Genomic DNA, 17327 nt, shown 5'->3' on the forward strand with positions numbered 1-17327 from the left:
TTCTAAGGAGTTTTTGATTGTTCAAATCAAGCATGGAGAAGCATCGTACTTAAAGTAACGGGGCAGTTTAGTAGAAGAGCTGTGTTTATTTTATGTGACAATGTGACCATATTTTTGAAAAAGAAAAGGAAATAATAGAAAATGAATATGACTTGATATATACCTGTTTTGTAATCTTTTATTTAGGAGTGGGAAGATGAGAGATATTTCGATATTAATAGCTGATGATGAGGAGGACATTGCTGATCTGATTGCCATCCATTTAGAAAAAGAAGGGTATCATGTTATTAAAGTGTCGGATGGACAAGAGGCTGTTGGTGTAGTCGAGACTCAATCGATTGATTTGCTGATTTTGGATATTATGATGCCGAAAATGGATGGATATGAAGTAACCCGCCGCATTCGCGAACGGCATAATATGCCCATCATCTTTTTGAGTGCTAAAACATCTGATTTCGATAAAGTACAGGGACTGGTTATTGGAGCAGATGATTATATGACTAAACCATTCACCACGATAGAATTGGTTGCTCGTGTAAATGCTCAGCTCCGGCGTTTTATGAAGCTAAATCAGCCGAAAACAGATAATAAAACCTCCTTGGAATATGGCGGGTTAGTGATTACTCCTGATCAGCGCACAGTAACCCTATATGGTGAAAGCATCGAGCTTACGCCGAAAGAGTTTGACATTTTGTATTTACTTGCGAGTCATCCAAAGAAGGTTTATAGTGTGGAAAATATTTTTCAACATGTGTGGGGAGAAGCATACTTTGAAAGTGGCAATACTGTCATGGTACATATTCGTACGTTGCGGAAAAAACTTGAAGCAGGCAAACAGAACCACAAATGGATTAAAACCGTGTGGGGAGTGGGGTATTCCTTCAATGGCTAAAATGGTACACAGCTTTCGTTCAAAGATGGTGCTATTATTTGGTTTTAGTATGATTTTTTCTGGAATTATAACGTTTATAGTCTTTAAATCACTCCAATTCTATTATCACTCGAATGTCCAGTATGGTGACCGACTGGAATATTATCGGAAAATTATGAACCGAATTGGCGACATTAACGTCTTTTTACTACTATTTATCCCGCTTTCGTTCATGTTCTTTTACTTACTCACGCAGCGATATTCTAGCTATTTTAACAAGATTTCAATTGGAATTCATTATCTCTCTCGGGGAGACTTTTCACATCAAATTCAAATTGAGTCAAATGATGAATTTCGAGATATTGCCCATGATATTAATTTGGCAAGTGAAAAATTGAAACAAGCTGTAGAAAGAGGAGATTTTTCGGAAAGCAGCAAGGATCAATTGGTCGTAAATCTAGCTCATGATTTGCGGACTCCGCTTACCTCTGTTTTAGGATATTTGGATTTGATCCTTAAGGATGAGAGCTTGACTAAAGAACAAGTCAGACATTTTTTAACGATTGCCTTTACTAAATCTCAACGTTTAGAAAGGTTAATTGATGAATTATTCGAAATAACTAGAATGAACTATGGTATGCTTCCAGTTGAAAAAAAGAGAATAAATTTAACTGACCTGCTTAATCAATTAAAGGAAGAATTGTATCCTGTATTCAAAAAGAATCATTTGGTCGCTCGGATGGATAGTACACCCCATTTACCCATTTTTTGCGATGGAGAATTGTTAGCACGTGTGTTTGAAAATCTTCTAACCAATGCCATTCGTTATGGATATGAAGGTCAGTATGTCGATATTAACGGCTTTATTGATGCAGATGAAGTGGTCGTTCAAGTTGTGAATTATGGAGATAGCATTCCTCCGGATGAACTCCCGCATCTCTTTGATATGTTCTATACCGGTGACAAAGCACGAACGCATCAAGAAGATAGCACTGGTCTTGGCTTGTTCATTGCGAAGAATATTGTGGAGCAGCATAATGGAACCATTACTGTTGAAAGCAGTGTCATCAAGACAATTTTTGAAGTTCGTTTACCAAAGGAAAGTGAACCAATTAATGAAGATTAGCAGTAATTACAGGATTTAAGAAAAATTTAATATTTACCCTACTCTTTTTTTTAATAGTTTTTCCTATTCTTTAAGCAAGGAAGAATAAGGAGGAAACTGAAAAATGAAGAAGTGGGGCTTTATATTATTAGTTTGCTTGGGGTTAACTTTCGTTAATATTGAACCTATTTTTGAACCAAAAGTAGAAATACAAAATTATGATCAAAATGAAAATGATAAAGATGATAGAAGGACTTCTGAAAATATCCAAAAAGAGATTGCAGAAGATCAAATCTATCAAGGAAATTTGCTTTTGGTCAACATTGAATATCCGGTTCACCCGGAAAGTATTAAATCGGATGTCATCAATCTATCTGCGCACAATGAATTGACAAAGGATTACGGATTGTTAAATAGCGAAATTTATTTGTCAGAGGATGTTGCACGTGAATTTTCAGAGATGATAGCTACAGCAAAAAAAGAAGGAGTTCGAAATTTCTCCATTAATAGTGGCTTTCGAGGCTTTGATGAGCAAAGTGTGCTTTATCAAGAAATGGGTTCTGACTATGCCTTGCCAGCTGGCAATAGCGAACACAATTTGGGCCTATCGCTTGATGTAGGATCTACTCAAATGAAGATGGCCGATGCACCTGAAGGAAAGTGGATAGAAGAAAATGCTTGGAAATACGGATTCATTTTACGCTATCCAAAGGATAAGACAGAAATAACTGGTATTCAATATGAACCGTGGCATATCCGCTATGTTGGTTTGCCACATAGTGCAATTATGAAGGAAAAAAATTTTGCTTTCGAAGAGTATTTAGATTACCTAAAAGAAGAAAAACACATTTCTGCTAGTATTAACGGGGAAAAATACTCAATTACTTATTACTCCATTTCTCAAAGCAGGATGATTAACGTACCGGATAATAAATATTTTGAGATTTCAGGTAACAATATGGATGGAGTAATTGTGACCGTTTATAAATGATAATGTTTTTTGCAATCGAAAAATACATAGTTTTTGCAACGGGGAGTGCAGAGAACCAAACGAATCAATAGTTGAAGCAGTAATTAGAGAAGCAAGCATAGATATAGAAGTTGGTCCATTAGCCTTTGTATATGAGTATGCACCACATCTTAACTCGGAAAAGTTCGGAAATACTCACACCTTAGTTTTGATGTTCGATTGCACCTTGAAAAATAGTTCTATTCCTAAGCTACCTCTTAAACCGGATCCTAACCAAACTGGTGTTAAGTGGGTTCCATTATCTGAGTTAGAGAATGTGCAACTTTACGCTAATATTGAAAAGCAGATAAAAGGTTTCACATTAAATAAAAGAAATATTGAATTGCTCGAAGAACATAAACTTCTAATACGCACGACTTAAAAAAGTTATCTCACAAAACAGGTGCATTTCTTCAAGAAGGAGGAATGCACTTTTTGATTGAACTTATTGAACAAACGGTCAGGATTATATAATAGAGTAGGTAGTGAGGTGATCATTTTAAATTTTATTATCCTAGGTGAAGATACCCAGATAGAGATCGAGGTTATTCGTAGAAAATATCCTAATGCTACGGACTATTGGGATATAAATTGGGTGGATTGCACAGTCAGCGTTAACATCCCTGGGTATAAAGCTCATTTTAGCGCAGATTTGACAACCAATGAGATCAGAGATTTTTATACTGAACTTATAAGGATGGAGACAGACCTTAAAGGACAAGCAAAACTAAACAATCCTAAAGATAAACAAAGCGGGGCCTACATATCAATGTCTTTAAAAGAATTAGCTAATAAAGGATACAAACTAATGTAATCATTAATTTGTTATTCCACAAACGGGTGCATTTCTTTAAGAAAGAAATGTGCTCTTTTTTATGATTAGGACCCGATAGTTAAGTATGTCTTATTAGAAAAATAGTTAATAAAAATGAGCATACGAAGAGTTATTTCTGGGAGGGAAAATTTTCGGTTTGTCGAAAGCCTTATTCATACTAATAATAGGAGGAATTTCATGTTCCTAACTTTAAAACATTTTCTGGAATCTTGGGAGTACGAAGCTGGTGCCACACAGAAATTACTAAATAATCTAACCGATGTGTCACTGAAACAGGAAATTACTTCACAGAGCTGGAATTTAGGACGTATCGCATGGCATACTGTTGCTTCCATTTATATTATTGCTGCAAATACAAACTTAGTATTTCAAGCACCATCAAAAGATTGGCCAGTTCCTAATTCAGCTAAGTTTATTGCACAAAGTTATATGCGGACAAATGAAGCTTTTGTACAAGCGATAACAACTCAGTGGAAGGATCAAACTTTAGAAGAACTTATCACCTTTTTGGGTAAACAGATACCAAATGGTTCTCTTTTAATGTTTTTAATCCAACATCAAAGCCACCATCGAGGACAAATGACAGTTCTTATGCGACAAGCTGGATTAACCGTTCCAGGAATCTATGGTCCTTCAAAAGAAGAATGGGCTAACTTTGGTATGGAACCACCTAAAATATAAAAACAGAGCACTTTTTATTCTTTAATACCTGAACAATAAGTTATTTCATTATAAAGTGCTTTAATTAAATGAGGAGTTTATTCCACAATCGGGTGCATTTCTGTAAAAAGAAATGCACTCTTTTTATGAAAAGGGCCAGATTGTTCAATAATTCAAAAACCCTGCCAAATTAGCTGGCAGGGTCTCTGAATTATTCTATGTTTTTACCTTTGTTGCCTTGCTCTTTACCTTTTTTATCTTCTCCACGTTCATTTTTATGATTATCATTGTCTTTTTCTTCTTTATGATCATCGCTATTTCCATGATCTTCGTTTTTATCTTTCTCTTTTTTCGGTTGCTCCTTCTTAGGCTCTTCTTTCTTAGGTTGTTCCTTTACTGGCGGAATTTTATCCTTTAATTCCTCCTTTTTAGGCTTTTCCTTCTTCGGTTGCTCTTTTTTAGGAGCAGAAATAACAGGCTGCTGCTTCGTCTTCTTTTCTTTTACAGGTACAACTGTTGCTGCAACAGTACCTTCATCTGTTTCCGTTGTTTCCTCAGTTCGCTCTTCCACAATTGGCCCTTCAGCTTCTGGCTCATCTGTTCCAGGTGTTTCTTTTGTTGAATCTTCGTCTTCTTTCGATTCGTCATCATCATTAATTTGCTTTTTCTCATGTTTTGCGATCTTTTTTTCAAGCTTTGCAAATGCTTTTGCTATGTTATTAGAAAGTGCTTGTTGAGCCTTCGGATTATCAATCTTTTCAAGAGCTGTCATTAACGCTACGATATTTTGGAAAAACTTTTTCTCAAGCTCCGATGCCGGCTCATCTTCAGGAGCATCTTTATCATTAGCTGTATCGTCTTCTGTTCCTTCTTCAGCTGGCGTTTCCTCGGTTAATTCTACTTCAGTTACCTCATTTATTACTTCTTCAGAAGCTTCTTCCTCTTTTTCAACAGCTTCTTCTTGCTGTGCGATAGCTTCTTCTAAAAGCTTTGTGGCCCCTTCTAAATCACCATCTTTTAAAAGAACGTTTGCTTCTTTAATACGTTCAGCTGCGAAATCCGCTAAAAGTGTAGCTTCCTCATAGTTATCAGTTGTTACAGCCAGTTGAATCTTTTCCATCATGATTTTTACAAAATAAAAGAAATCTCCTGGGACGAGGTCTGGAGCTTCTTCTTCTGCAAGTTCCTCAGACACTGTATCATCTGTTGCATTTTCTTCTATAGTTTCTGGAGTCGTTTCAACCGTTTCTTCTGTTTGTGTTTCTTCAGCAGGTTCTTCCACTGGTGTTGCTGCATCAGTATTAGCGAATACAGACGGTCCAAACCCAGTAGTTGCAAGTCCTAATGCTAAAATCGAACTTAAAATCTTCTTCACTTTCATTCTCCCTTTCTTCTTAAAAGAATCGGAAAACTATAAAAAGACACACTCATACCGTTTGGCGGAGTGTGCTCCGAGAAAAACGGCGGCTGGCTGGCATTACCAAATGTAGAAGCCCCTTTAGCTTTGCGTCGCTATGTTTCCATAGGTTTGCCTTTATCTTTTTAAGTTTTCAGTGTTGTGATTCATGTTTTATATCGGTTAGAAATTGTATAGTTAAGATATTTTTTATGGAATACAAGAAAATTTACCTATTTATTTACTTCCTTACCAGTCCAATAAGAAGCATAGGATAATATTGAAATAAAAACGAGTACCTGTTGTAGGTTACACTAGATACCGACAACACTGATTAGTGAGACTGAAAAAATATTTTATGGAAAATAGTTGACATTTAATCTACTCGGTCATACAATGTAGAAGTAATAAGCATTACTTAATAGCGCGATTTTTTAAAAGCTATTAAGTAAAAATTTTTTTCATAGTACTAAGTCATACTTATTATAAGTCAGACTAAATAGAGGAGGCTTTGAACATCGAAAATTTAACTGAGATGCTGAAGGGTTCGTTGGAAGGCTGCGTGCTGGAAATCATCAGCCGCCATGAAACCTATGGCTACGAGATCACCCGCCGTCTGAACGATCTTGGGTTTACCGAAGTTGTGGAAGGGACGGTTTACACCATACTCGTGCGATTGGAAAAGAAGAAATTGGTAAACATAGTCAAGAAACCTTCAGATATGGGACCACCTCGCAAATTTTACTCACTTAATGAGGCTGGCCGGCATGAACTTGAATTGTTTTGGAGAAAATGGGATTTTTTATCATCAAAAATCAACGTCTTGAAGTCACACTAGTTTCATAAGATGATTAGTCAGATATTTTTGGAGTGTTCTTGTTCAAAAATTTTAAATAAGGAGGAAAAATTCATGTTGGAAATGATCAAAAAATTGATAGGTGATAAAAAAGAGTACAAAATGATGATGGCACGGGTTGAAGACCTTCCTGAGGATTACCAGTTTGTATTTAAGAAAATTCAAAACTACATGTGGAATTTCTCAGCGGGCAACGGGATGGATATGCTGCACATGCAGTATGAATTAATCGATTTGTTTGAAGCTGGAGCGGCGGAAGGCAGACAAGTGCTAGAAATTACTGGGGACGACGTGGCGTCCTTTGCTGACGAACTAGTGGCAAACGCTAAAACCTATTATGCCAAGTATCGTGAAGATTTGAATCAGAGCATCATGAAGCACCTGGGAAAGAAATAATTTCAATTGATAATACCGACTGAATAGCTGGTTATAAATGTGAATCACCACCTTTGCTATTCAGTTATATTTTCAAGCTAGTAATAAGTAATACAGATTATCAGTAACACTAAATAGTAGAGTATAGACAATATAGCTCATGTAGATTTTATAAGGAGGAAAAAATATGAATAATGCAGCGATTTCTGTAAAAGGGTTAAAAAAATCGTTTAAAGACAAGGAAGTCTTAAAGGGGGTGGATTTTGAGGTGCGGCGTGGCGAAATTTTCGCACTGCTGGGCTCAAATGGAGCGGGCAAGACGACAACGGTCAACATCCTCTCGACGCTGATGAAGCCCGATGGCGGCGAAGTAGGTATTTGCGGATTTGACGTCCAGCGTCAACCGGATCATGTTCGCCAGAGCATCAGCTTGACAGGGCAGTTCTCAGCTTTAGACGGCATGCTCACCGGGCGAGAAAACCTGATGATGATCGCCAAGTTGCGGGGAGTTTCCAATCCCGCTCAAGTCGCCGACAATCTCCTTGCAAGATTCAGCCTGACCGATGCGGCCAACCGCCGGGCGGACAAATATTCCGGCGGGATGAAGCGCCGGCTTGACATCGCCATGAGCCTGATCGGGAAGCCAGCAGTCATTTTTCTCGACGAACCGACGACAGGGCTTGACCCTGAAGCGCGGATTGAAGTCTGGAATACCGTCAAGGAGCTTGCCGGCGGCGGCACGACCATCTTGCTGACGACCCAGTATCTGGAGGAAGCCGAACAACTGGCGGACCGTATCGCCATCCTGCATGGCGGAAAAATCATCACGACCGGTACCCTTACCGAACTCAAGGAGATGTTCCCACCAGCGAAAGTGGAGTACATCGAGAAGCAGCCGACATTGGAGGAAATTTTCCTCGCGATCATCGGCAAAAAGGAGGAGATGTAAATGAAAAGCAAAACAGGGGTATTACTAGGGCGTTTAATGCGCAACATCATGCGTAGTCCAGATACGATTATCACGGTGGCGATTACACCGATTATGATGTTACTGCTGTTTGTCTACGTATTTGGCGGCGCCATAGAGACAGGCACGGACAACTACGTCAATTATTTATTGCCGGGAATCTTGCTGATGGCTATAGCATCCGGCGTCGCTTACACTTCCGTGCGCCTGTTTACGGATGTAAAGAGCGGGCTGATGGCGCGTTTCATTACCATGCCAATCAAGCGCTCGTCGGTATTGTGGGCTCACGTGTTGACCTCGCTTGTTTCCAATGCGCTTACTGTCGTGGTGGTTATCCTTATCGCGCTCTTGATGGGCTTCCGTTCCAGCGCTGATATCCTGGATTGGCTCGCGGTAGCTGGGATACTCGGGCTGTTTACGCTGGCGCTGACATGGCTGGCGGTCATTCCCGGATTGACAGCGGGGTCTATGGAAGGGGCGACAGCCTACTCGTACCCGCTGATTTTCCTGCCGTTTATCAGTTCGGCCTTTGTCCCCACCGAAACCATGCCTAAAATTGTCCGTGCGTTCGCTGAGAACCAGCCCGTGACTTCAATCGTGAATGCGATTCGTGCTCTCTTGTATGAAGGGTCTGTTGGCAACGGTATCTGGATCGCGCTTGCCTGGTGCGTCGGCATCACGGTTATCGCTTACTTCTTCGCCAGTAAACAATTTAAACGCCAGTTAGAATAAGTACACCATTCTGGGATTAGCCATATCAATTGACAAGTATCCTTTGACATTTTAATTCATCCATTTTTCGGGCTAATAGTTTTGAGCAGAGGAGATTTTTTCAATTAAAATCTGTATAAAATATTGAAAAGAAATTAAAAGGCTGTCGAGAAGACCTCGACAGCCAAAGCTTTAGAAAATGAATAGCTAAGTTTTATCTTATCTTGTAGTTATTACCAAGGTTGACTTGTTGGTCCAATTGTAAACTCATTAATGTTCGTATCTTCTGGCTGATCAATCGCAAATGCAACAACATTGGCAACTCGATCAGGTGAAATACCATATTGTTCGTACAACGTAGTCATACCTTCTGAAATATTCTTATCAGTAATCGTATCCAACAATTCCGTGTTGATCGCTGCTGGATAAATAGTTGCTGTGCGGATGTTAGTACCTTCTTGAGCAGATTCCATACGCAAAACTTCCATTAAATCACGAACAGCCCACTTTGTTGCACCATAAACCGCACCGCCAGGGTAAGCTTTAAGCCCAGCTACTGATGAAGTAGTAATGATATGTCCAGACTTTTGCGATGTAAATGTTGGCAATACTGCGGCGATACCATTCAATACACCTTTAATATTAACGTCAACCATACTGTTCCACTCTTCAGTTTTTAATTCGGAAAGTGGTGAATTAGGCATTAGTCCAGCGTTCAAGAAGATTACATCGACTCCACCAAAAGTGTCTTTAGCTAGTTGAACAAGCTGCTGACTATCATCTGGATTAACAACATCTGTGACGCGATACGCCGCTTGACCACCATTCGATTTGATTTCTTCAACTAATTTTACTAAACGCTCTTTACGTCTTGCACCAAGTACAACTTTTGCGCCTTTCTCAGCTAACAGCTTAGCTGTAGCTTCCCCAATACCTGAACTTGCGCCTGTAATTATAACCACTTTGTTTTCAATAGTCATTTCATTTATACACCCTTTCATATTAAATAAAACTACAATTGTTGCTTTCTCGACATCTGTAAATAATTTATAATATAAAAATAAACAAAACAAGGCATAGAAATCGTTAATTTATTCAGTTTTGTTGTTTACGCAACAAAACGATAAAAATTGTTGATTATTTCAAGAAAGCAGGGTGTTTTTAACATGACAAAAATAGATCGAAGGGTAGCAAGAACCCAAGAAGCAATTAAAAAAGCGTTCCTTGAATTAATGTCTGAAAAAAATTTCGATAGCATTACCATTCAGGATATTTCTGACAGGGCAAATATTAACCGCGCAACTGTTTATCTTCATTACTTGGATAAATTTGACCTGTTGGATAAGATCATCGAAGAACATATCAGTAACATGGCTAATCTTTGTGAGTTGGAAGCTGAAATGGATTGGATTGAAGGGACTGTACTCTGCATGGAATATCTTGAAAGTAATTATTTATTTTTTTCGACGATGTTGGCGAGTGAAGGTGCTCCGTTTTTTCGAAGCCGGTTTGTTCAACATAATATCGAAGAGTTCAAAAAAGACGTGGATATAACAAAAGGTAAAAATTTTGGCCAAAGCGAAGAGGTAGTTGTCGAATTTGTTGCAAATGCTTACGTAGGTGTAGTGGAATGGTGGCTAAAAAATGGCATGCCTTATCCACCGCAGGAAATGGCAGAAAAAGTGGGGGATTTATTAGAAAGGATTATATAGATTTATCGTTCAAACAGCTCCGGAAAAGAACTTTTTTATTTAACAATTTTGGAATAACTATTAGATATAACTTCATATAGTTTTTCCTACTTAAGGTTCAGAGGAGTTGCTTTTGTTTTATTGAATACTAGAGACATCTATTAAACAAAAACGAAGGTTACGAATGAAACGGAGGAAAAGATATGTCAAACCCAGCAAAGTTCTACCAAGTAAGTAGGAAAGTACATAAATGGTCTGGTTTACTTTTATCTCTCATTTTTATGTTCGTAGCAGTCACCGGTCTATTGTTGGTATATATGATACCGCTCGGAGTCACTGATGATATCAAAATGGGGAAGGATGCTAGCCCAAGTCAATCGATATCAATGGATAAAGTCATCTCGATTGCAATATCTCAAGACCTTCCAGGTGTAGCATCCGTTGAAGATATCTTTAGGATAGAATACAGACCAAGTGCGAATATTTATCAAATTCGTTTTAATAATAGTCAAGGTCTGCAATTAGATGCAAGCACTGGAGAAGTTTTATCTAAGAAACAAGATTACTCAACTTTCCTCATTACTTTACATGATGGATCTTACTTTGGTAACTGGTACAGATTCAGTTTTCTTACGCTTGCAGGTTTATCCTTAATTCTCCTTTCATTTTCAGGTTATTACATGTTTGGTTATCCTCTCTATAGACGCTTGAAGACAAAAAATAAAACATCGAATCTAGAGGTTTAGAAGGCAATCATAATTTTGGTTAGTTTCTCTTCAACAAACGGGTGCATTTCTTCAAGAAGGAGAAGTGTGCTTTTTTATTGAAATAAAACAAAGATTGGAATGATAAGGGAGACGGGGATATGAACTGAGTATATACAATAATTATGACCGCGGTCGGAACTGCTTTTTGGAGTGATCACCAATCATTTAATTGAAGAAACCTTGCTGCGATCAGGAATAGAGGAAGCATCTGTATTAATCACATATTACATCTTCAAAATCTACATAAGATAGGTGTAACAACATAATAGTGTAAATAATATATAAAAACTAAAGGAGATGTTAGCATGTCAACATACGCAAGACCACCCTGTTAATTTAAAAAATTAGACCGTTTACGAGCACCTCCAACTTTTTGGTTAGCAAGTTGCAATCAAAATGAGAGGAGCTTGATTATGGACTATAAAACGAACATTTGGAAACTGTATGTCTTTCGTTTTTTTTTATAACCTAATTCCTGCATATGTAATTGAAAGGTTATTCTGGGAACAGAGGGGCATGTCCATCCAGATGGTTGTATACACAGAAATTATCTTTGCCATTACCGTTGTTCTGCTTGAGGTCCCAACAGGCATTATTGCCGATAAGTGGGGTCGGAAGAAAATGGTCGTGTTAAGTGCGTTGTTGGAATGCTGCATGTTTCTTATACTAGTTTTTGCAACGGAATTCTGGCATTTTGCAATTGCAATATTTCTCGCAGGGATTGCCCGTACTTCAAGCAGTGGGTCAGAAAATGCACTGCTATATGACTCGTTATTACAAGATAATAAGGAGCAACAATTTGAAAAGTACCTAGGCCGCTTAAATGTTTGTGATTATTCATCAGCTATAATAGCGGCAATTTGTGGGAGTTTTTTTGCAAGCAAATATGGTTTTGAGATGAACTATTGGATATCGGTTTCCAGCATGCTAGTATCTTCGTGTATTTCGTTGATGCTTATTGAGCCAGCTATTAAAAGCAAATCTGATGAATCCATTGAAATCAGTGTGTATATTAAAGCTTCTATTAATTTTTTTAGAAAAAATCAGGGCGTTTGCCTTGTAGTGCTTTCGGGCATGATTACAGGAGCAGCTTTATCCTTCATCGATGAGTTCTGGCAGCTTTATTTAAACAGACTTGAGATTCCAGTTTTATACTTTGGGCTTTATTCGGCAGTCATTATGGTCTTAAGACTTCCAGGAAATATAATTGCTTATGTAATGAAAAGACGGTTTCGTTACAAGACGATTCTGACTTGGGTGATAGCAGTTTTTACAGTAGGGTTCTTATATGTATCCGTGACCCAAGACTATACTGGTTTGGGCGCAATTTTCCTCATCTGTCTATTCTCAGGGATCATAGAACCCATCTCTACAGGATATTTACATCATCGAACCGATTCTAACATGAGAGCAACCATTGATTCATTTCAGTCATTAGGGCTGAATGCAGTACTTATTATTACAGGTTTGGGTTTCGGGTACTTTTCATCTAAATATGATATTTTCGGTGGATTCGGGTTTGTTGCATTCATTTGCGGGGTGTTTTTTGTATATTTTTTAATTGCTTCAAAAGAAACAATTGAATAGAAAAGGAAATCATGCTGTCCTTTGTATCATTTTAGACCTAAGTGGGCAGCTTTCTTATTCAATTAAAGGGCAGCATTCCTGGATAGTTTATTCAACAATCGGTTGCGTTACTTGAAGATTGAGCTGTCTTATCAGGCAGCTTTTCTTATTCAGCAAAAGTAACAGGATAGTTGAAGAAGGAGATAATTAATAACTCTCGAATTTTTAATCTATCTTTTATGAAAAGAAGTGATCTCTATATGAAATATCAACAAAGAGAGTTTACAGAGGATTTATTGGAGAAGATTAGAAATACTTATGTATTCCAAATCTAGTAAGATAAACATCGTCTTAAGGTTTTAAAAAAGGGAATGATATTTTTAGCAAATATCTTTAGACTTTTATATTAACATTAATTATCACAAAGCATTTGATGAACTAGTATCATAAAACATCTTGAAAAATCCCCTATTCAACATCTAATCCAAGTGTCTCTTAGCGTGATCTGAGTAGCAAAAAAAAATTGTTTGTCCAAACATTTTAGATAAGCTTGCGTAAAATAAAGTATGAAAAAAGGATATTCCAATATCCTCTTTTCTAGGTTCATAAATAGAAGGGGGGTGTCTATTGTGATTCCGATTTTATTCCCAATTTTATTTCCCTTGAAGAAAAGAAAGAAAATTGAAAAGAAAAGACCTGTAATTATTGCAGAATAATTACTTAAAAACCGGGGCCTTCCCAGTTTTTTAATTTCCCTTTTAATATTATTTTCAGAGCCCTTTTAACACTATTCTAAACTCGCAATAAAAGACCAAAAAGAAATTCAGGCTTTTGGGGAGATTAATAGATTTAAAGTAGTAAAATCAATTTACTTTTTAACATCTATGTCTTATTCAACAAAAGGGGTGCATTTCTTCAAGAAGGAGAAGTGCTCTTTTTATTCAATTAAAGGGCAGGATTTGTTGAAAATCAAAGAAAAAAAGACAGAAAATTTTCTGTCTTTTTTATTCTTAAAATGTGTATGATTCACCGTCATCTGGCACTAATACACTAGACATAATTCCTTTTTCACTTACAAAGTTCTTTAATTCTTTTCTGGACAATGCCCAATGGTTTAAAGCTTCCATGTGAACAGCAATAATTTTTGCGCTAGGAGCAGCCTTATACACTTCATAGACATCATCTTTGCCCATGACAAGAGAACCGCCTTCAAAGAATTGGTTATCTCCAGCATTTACCACAATAATTTCTGGTTTATGTGTGTCTATTACCTCTTGAACTGCACCATACCATACCGTATCTCCAGCAACATATAAAGTTTTCTCGGTTGAGTGTTTGAAGACAATACCACATACTAGACCTGTAAGTTTTAAGATTTCTCCTCTTCCATGTTCGCCTTTTGTTTTAATTAATTGGATACCTTCAAAGACTGTATCCACTTGTAAAACTTCTACATTTTGAAAACCAGCTTTTCGAATTTCTGCCGCATCTTCTTCATTTTGGGCAAATATTTTAATCTCTTTTGGCAATGCTTCTTTAGCAGCATCATCCCAATGATCATAGTGTAGATGAGTAACGATAACTGCATCAATATTTTGAATAAGATTATCAATGGAAGTAGGTAAGTTTACCAAAGGATTATTTTGATCTTGTCTTGGTGCATTTGGGAAAGGTGGGTAAGCCCCTATTTCCGCCAACATTGGATCGATTAAAAACCTTTTACCTGCGTATTCAATAACTATTGTTGCATTACGAATATGTTGTATATTCATATTCATTAACTCCTCTCTTTGAAATTTTCTTTGAACAATGTATATTCTAAACTATGGCACATAGAGGATACATAGATTAAATAAAGTGTTTTGGCTTTTTACTTTATTTATGAAAGGAGTTAGATAAATGTTAGATAACACCGATTCTCATATTTTAGATGAACTATCCAAGAACAGTCGGATTACAATGAAAGAATTGGGGGAAAAAGTCCATTTGACTGGACCAGCTACTTCAGCTAGAGTTGCAAAATTAGAGGACAGTGGGATTATTGAGGGATACACCATTAAAGTTAATCAAGAAAAAATGGGGTATTCGGTTCACTCAATCATACACGTCTATACCAAAAACACGAATCATCAACCTTATCTGTCCTTCATAAAAAATCATAATCAATACGTCATAAATAATTACAAAGTCAGTGGAGAAAGTTGTTATCTTCTTGAATGCAAATTTCAATCGAATGCAATATTAGATGAATTTTTAACAGGCTTGAGCAATTTTGTAAGCTATAAATTATCGATAGTTATTAACAAATAGTTCATAAATTGAATGATAAATGTAAAATAATTCACTTAAACAAACGGGTGCATTTCTTTAAGAAGGAATGTACTCTTTTTTATTGAATTAAATCCTTTGTAAAAAACCACAAACAATTTTTGTATTAGGAGGGGATTTTTTTGTCTATTACATCTCAGAATAAAGTTCTTTCGAAAGAGTGTTTAATTAACGTACATCTGTCATTAGTTTGGCATGCATGGACGAATTCTGACCGTGTTTCACAATGGTTTGCTGGAGAAGCCAATGTTGATCCAGTGGTCGGGGGCGCATATGAATTATATTTTGAACCAGGTAATACTACTGGAATGAACACTAAAGGGTGTAAAATAGAAAAAATTATTCCTAATCAAGAGTTGAATTTTACTTGGAAGGGACCAGATCAATTTAGAGATTTAATGAACCAAGGAGATTTGACACTGGTTAAAGTGAAATTTGAAAAACTCGGTGAAAATACAACAAAAGTTGAAGTAAATCATGTCGGTTGGAAAAATGAAAAGGATTGGAATGAAGCGATTAAATGGCATGAAATGGCTTGGTCGGGTGTCCTTAATAGCTTAAAATTTGCCCTAGAAAAAGGCGAAGGGGATTTATGTTGTCAACCCGAATAAAAATACAATTAATATAACCTTACGATTTTCACAATCGAGTGCATTAATTTAAGATCCAGAGAGCTGTTACGCAGCTCTTTTTTATATTGAACAGTTAAATATGATTTTTTATGAACTGGATACAAAAGAAAAATATGAATTTTAAGATTGTTAACAGCAGATTTGTTAAATAATAATTGTTGTGTTTTAAGGAGGTGATTTGGCAAATGGGTGCAGTGGAACGAAATGGGTATCGGTTTGAACCAGAATATAGTGTAATCAACCAAAATGGCGCGATTCATGTTTATAACAAAGGAGAGTTTTTAGAAGAAATAAAATTTTCTTTTTCCGGAAAATTTCCGAATTTTGATCAAATTGAACAGTTAATTGATACCTACTGCAATCAGCGAGGGGTTTGATTTTTTATAGGGTGAATTGTGGTTAAATAGAAAGTTAGGGAGATAGGCAAAAGCCATTCATTAGAATGGCTTTTATCTTTATCCATTTTTAGCTATTGTAGCTATACTTTTTGAAATATTTATGTTGTTAAATCTTCTCTCAGTGATTGGCATAAAGTAATTAAGGATAGGGCCTCCTAGACAAACTGTAAATACAGTCCCAATGCCAATTGGTCCATTTAATATAATAGCCACTATTAAGAACAGGAGATATAGTAATGTTCTTGAAAACAGTATGTTCATTTTAGTTAAGTCTCGTATTATTAACATTGACTGATCAATAGGAATTGGTGCAAAATTTGTTTGTAAATAGATTGCAGTACCTAGACCAATTAGGATTAATCCCATACTAAAACAAACAAGTTTACTGAACCATATTTCTGGGGTTATGAGAGTCCCTAATAAAAGTAGCCATAAATCTATTCCTAGTCCAGTAAAAAAAGCTGTTAGTAGCCCAAGAAATTCTGGTCTCTTTCTTTTTAATAACGAGTTACAAAAAATTAGTACTAAGGCAAGTAAGATTTCCCAACTTCCAACAGTTAGCCCAACAGTCCTTGATAGTCCCACCAAAAGTGCATCAAACGGAGATGTTCCGAGGTCTGATTGAATAGTAAAAGAAATTCCAAGGGTCAATATCAAAATACCTAATCCATAAAAAATAAATTGCTGCTTACTCAGCTTTTTCATATTTACCCGAAAATAATTTTTTTGTCATTAATATATGAGGAATCCCATCCTCCATAAATACACTTGATGAAGTCTGATAGCCAAGTTTTTTATAAAAACCCTCTGCCTGTGTTTGACCGTGCAATTTTACTTGGGATACTCCTTTTTCTTCTGCTATTTCCTCTAAACCTCTAATAATTACTTTTCCCATACCAAATTTACGATACGGTTCTAAGATACAAATTCTCTCCAATTTTCCTAATCCATCAACAACTCTTAATCTTCCCGTTCCAACTGGTTCTTCATTGTAGTAGACCAATATGTGTTTACATTGGTCATTAAGTGTGTCAAATTCATCGAATTCATCTTCTAATGGTACGCCTTGTTCCTTAACAAAGACTTCTTCCCTAATATAAAATGCGGCATTTAAATCCTCTTCCATGATGATTTTCTTTGAATTCATGAATTCTCAGCCC

At 36.7% G+C, this 17327-nt stretch carries 20 protein-coding genes and 1 riboswitch; of the genes, 15 read left to right on the forward strand and 5 right to left on the reverse strand.

What is annotated here, in order from left to right; translation table 11 throughout:
* The first annotated feature begins 196 nt into the window (after window positions 1-196).
* The 5 genes from vanR (at window position 197) to IEV52_RS03530 (ending at window position 4501) form a co-directional block, all read left to right on the forward strand.
* Window positions 197-892 carry a vancomycin resistance response regulator transcription factor, VanR-F/VanR-M family gene (gene vanR / locus IEV52_RS03510; RefSeq protein WP_188401131.1) on the forward strand — a complete coding sequence of 232 codons (696 nt, stop codon included), beginning with the start codon at window positions 197-199 and terminating at the stop codon, window positions 890-892.
* Complete coding sequence (locus IEV52_RS03515; RefSeq protein ID WP_188401132.1) at window positions 885-1997, forward strand: sensor histidine kinase; 1113 nt, start codon at window positions 885-887, stop codon at window positions 1995-1997. Before vanR ends, IEV52_RS03515 begins: the two co-directional genes overlap by 8 nt.
* A gap of 103 nt (window positions 1998-2100) precedes the next feature.
* Complete coding sequence (gene vanY / locus IEV52_RS03520; protein WP_188401133.1) at window positions 2101-2967, forward strand: VanY-A/VanY-F/VanY-M family D-Ala-D-Ala carboxypeptidase; 867 nt, start codon at window positions 2101-2103, stop codon at window positions 2965-2967.
* A 457-nt stretch (window positions 2968-3424) separates the two neighbouring features.
* A complete protein-coding gene (locus IEV52_RS03525; protein WP_188401134.1) occupies window positions 3425-3799 on the forward strand; it encodes a WapI family immunity protein in 375 nt (124 codons plus the stop codon).
* Between the two features lie 198 nt (window positions 3800-3997).
* Window positions 3998-4501 carry a DinB family protein gene (locus IEV52_RS03530; protein WP_188401135.1) on the forward strand — a complete coding sequence of 168 codons (504 nt, stop codon included), beginning with the start codon at window positions 3998-4000 and terminating at the stop codon, window positions 4499-4501.
* Between the two features lie 190 nt (window positions 4502-4691).
* On the opposite strand, the gene IEV52_RS03535 is transcribed toward IEV52_RS03530, so the two are convergent.
* Window positions 4692-5855 carry a DUF5667 domain-containing protein gene (locus tag IEV52_RS03535; protein ID WP_188401136.1) on the reverse strand — a complete coding sequence of 388 codons (1164 nt, stop codon included), beginning with the start codon at window positions 5853-5855 and terminating at the stop codon, window positions 4692-4694.
* A gap of 84 nt (window positions 5856-5939) precedes the next feature.
* A riboswitch (cyclic di-GMP riboswitch) is annotated at window positions 5940-6023 on the reverse strand.
* Window positions 6024-6393: 370 nt separating this feature from the next.
* On the opposite strand from IEV52_RS03535, the gene IEV52_RS03540 reads away from it, so the two are divergent.
* The 4 genes from IEV52_RS03540 to IEV52_RS03555 all read left to right on the forward strand — a co-directional run bounded on the left by IEV52_RS03540 (window position 6394) and on the right by IEV52_RS03555 (window position 8806).
* Window positions 6394-6714: a PadR family transcriptional regulator gene (locus IEV52_RS03540; RefSeq protein ID WP_188402233.1), complete on the forward strand. Its 321-nt coding sequence runs from the start codon at window positions 6394-6396 to the stop codon at window positions 6712-6714.
* A gap of 72 nt (window positions 6715-6786) precedes the next feature.
* Window positions 6787-7128: a DUF1048 domain-containing protein gene (locus IEV52_RS03545; protein ID WP_188401137.1), complete on the forward strand. Its 342-nt coding sequence runs from the start codon at window positions 6787-6789 to the stop codon at window positions 7126-7128.
* A gap of 166 nt (window positions 7129-7294) precedes the next feature.
* On the forward strand, window positions 7295-8056 hold the full coding sequence (locus IEV52_RS03550; RefSeq protein ID WP_188401138.1) for an ABC transporter ATP-binding protein: 762 nt from the start codon (window positions 7295-7297) through the stop codon (window positions 8054-8056).
* The gene (locus tag IEV52_RS03555; protein ID WP_188401139.1) at window positions 8057-8806 is read left to right on the forward strand and encodes an ABC transporter permease; all 750 of its coding nucleotides are present in this window, start codon (window positions 8057-8059) and stop codon (window positions 8804-8806) included.
* 212 nt (window positions 8807-9018) lie between these two features.
* Here IEV52_RS03555 and IEV52_RS03560 read toward each other — a convergent pair whose 3' ends face one another.
* Window positions 9019-9765, reverse strand: a complete 747-nt coding sequence (locus IEV52_RS03560) for an SDR family oxidoreductase (RefSeq protein ID WP_188401140.1) — start codon at window positions 9763-9765, stop codon at window positions 9019-9021.
* A gap of 186 nt (window positions 9766-9951) precedes the next feature.
* Here IEV52_RS03560 and IEV52_RS03565 point away from each other — a divergent pair, with 186 nt between their 5' ends.
* The 3 genes from IEV52_RS03565 (at window position 9952) to IEV52_RS03575 (ending at window position 12830) form a co-directional block, all read left to right on the forward strand.
* Complete coding sequence (locus tag IEV52_RS03565) at window positions 9952-10497, forward strand: TetR-like C-terminal domain-containing protein (RefSeq protein ID WP_188401141.1); 546 nt, start codon at window positions 9952-9954, stop codon at window positions 10495-10497.
* Between the two features lie 182 nt (window positions 10498-10679).
* Window positions 10680-11222 (forward strand): PepSY-associated TM helix domain-containing protein, encoded by a 543-nt coding sequence (locus IEV52_RS03570; RefSeq protein WP_188401142.1) that lies wholly within the window; start codon window positions 10680-10682, stop codon window positions 11220-11222.
* Between the two features lie 465 nt (window positions 11223-11687).
* The gene (locus IEV52_RS03575) at window positions 11688-12830 is read left to right on the forward strand and encodes an MFS transporter (RefSeq protein WP_188401143.1); all 1143 of its coding nucleotides are present in this window, start codon (window positions 11688-11690) and stop codon (window positions 12828-12830) included.
* A gap of 989 nt (window positions 12831-13819) precedes the next feature.
* Here the strand turns inward: IEV52_RS03575 and IEV52_RS03580 are convergent.
* On the reverse strand, window positions 13820-14581 hold the full coding sequence (locus tag IEV52_RS03580; RefSeq protein ID WP_188401144.1) for an MBL fold metallo-hydrolase: 762 nt from the start codon (window positions 14579-14581) through the stop codon (window positions 13820-13822).
* Between the two features lie 127 nt (window positions 14582-14708).
* Here IEV52_RS03580 and IEV52_RS03585 point away from each other — a divergent pair, with 127 nt between their 5' ends.
* The 3 genes from IEV52_RS03585 to IEV52_RS03595 all read left to right on the forward strand — a co-directional run bounded on the left by IEV52_RS03585 (window position 14709) and on the right by IEV52_RS03595 (window position 16146).
* On the forward strand, window positions 14709-15119 hold the full coding sequence (locus IEV52_RS03585; protein WP_188401145.1) for an Lrp/AsnC family transcriptional regulator: 411 nt from the start codon (window positions 14709-14711) through the stop codon (window positions 15117-15119).
* A 140-nt stretch (window positions 15120-15259) separates the two neighbouring features.
* Complete coding sequence (locus IEV52_RS03590) at window positions 15260-15748, forward strand: SRPBCC family protein (protein ID WP_188401146.1); 489 nt, start codon at window positions 15260-15262, stop codon at window positions 15746-15748.
* Between the two features lie 206 nt (window positions 15749-15954).
* Window positions 15955-16146: a YbxH family protein gene (locus IEV52_RS03595; protein WP_188401147.1), complete on the forward strand. Its 192-nt coding sequence runs from the start codon at window positions 15955-15957 to the stop codon at window positions 16144-16146.
* Window positions 16147-16224: 78 nt separating this feature from the next.
* On the opposite strand, the gene IEV52_RS03600 is transcribed toward IEV52_RS03595, so the two are convergent.
* Both IEV52_RS03600 and IEV52_RS03605 read right to left on the reverse strand, forming a co-directional pair.
* Complete coding sequence (locus IEV52_RS03600; protein WP_188401148.1) at window positions 16225-16872, reverse strand: YczE/YyaS/YitT family protein; 648 nt, start codon at window positions 16870-16872, stop codon at window positions 16225-16227.
* Window positions 16856-17314 (reverse strand): GNAT family N-acetyltransferase, encoded by a 459-nt coding sequence (locus tag IEV52_RS03605; protein WP_188401149.1) that lies wholly within the window; start codon window positions 17312-17314, stop codon window positions 16856-16858. Before IEV52_RS03605 ends, IEV52_RS03600 begins: the two co-directional genes overlap by 17 nt.
* Between the last annotated feature and the right edge of the window lie 13 nt (window positions 17315-17327).

It is taken from the genome of Fictibacillus barbaricus, assembly GCF_014635025.1.
Classification (GTDB): domain Bacteria; phylum Bacillota; class Bacilli; order Bacillales; family Fictibacillaceae; genus Fictibacillus; species Fictibacillus barbaricus.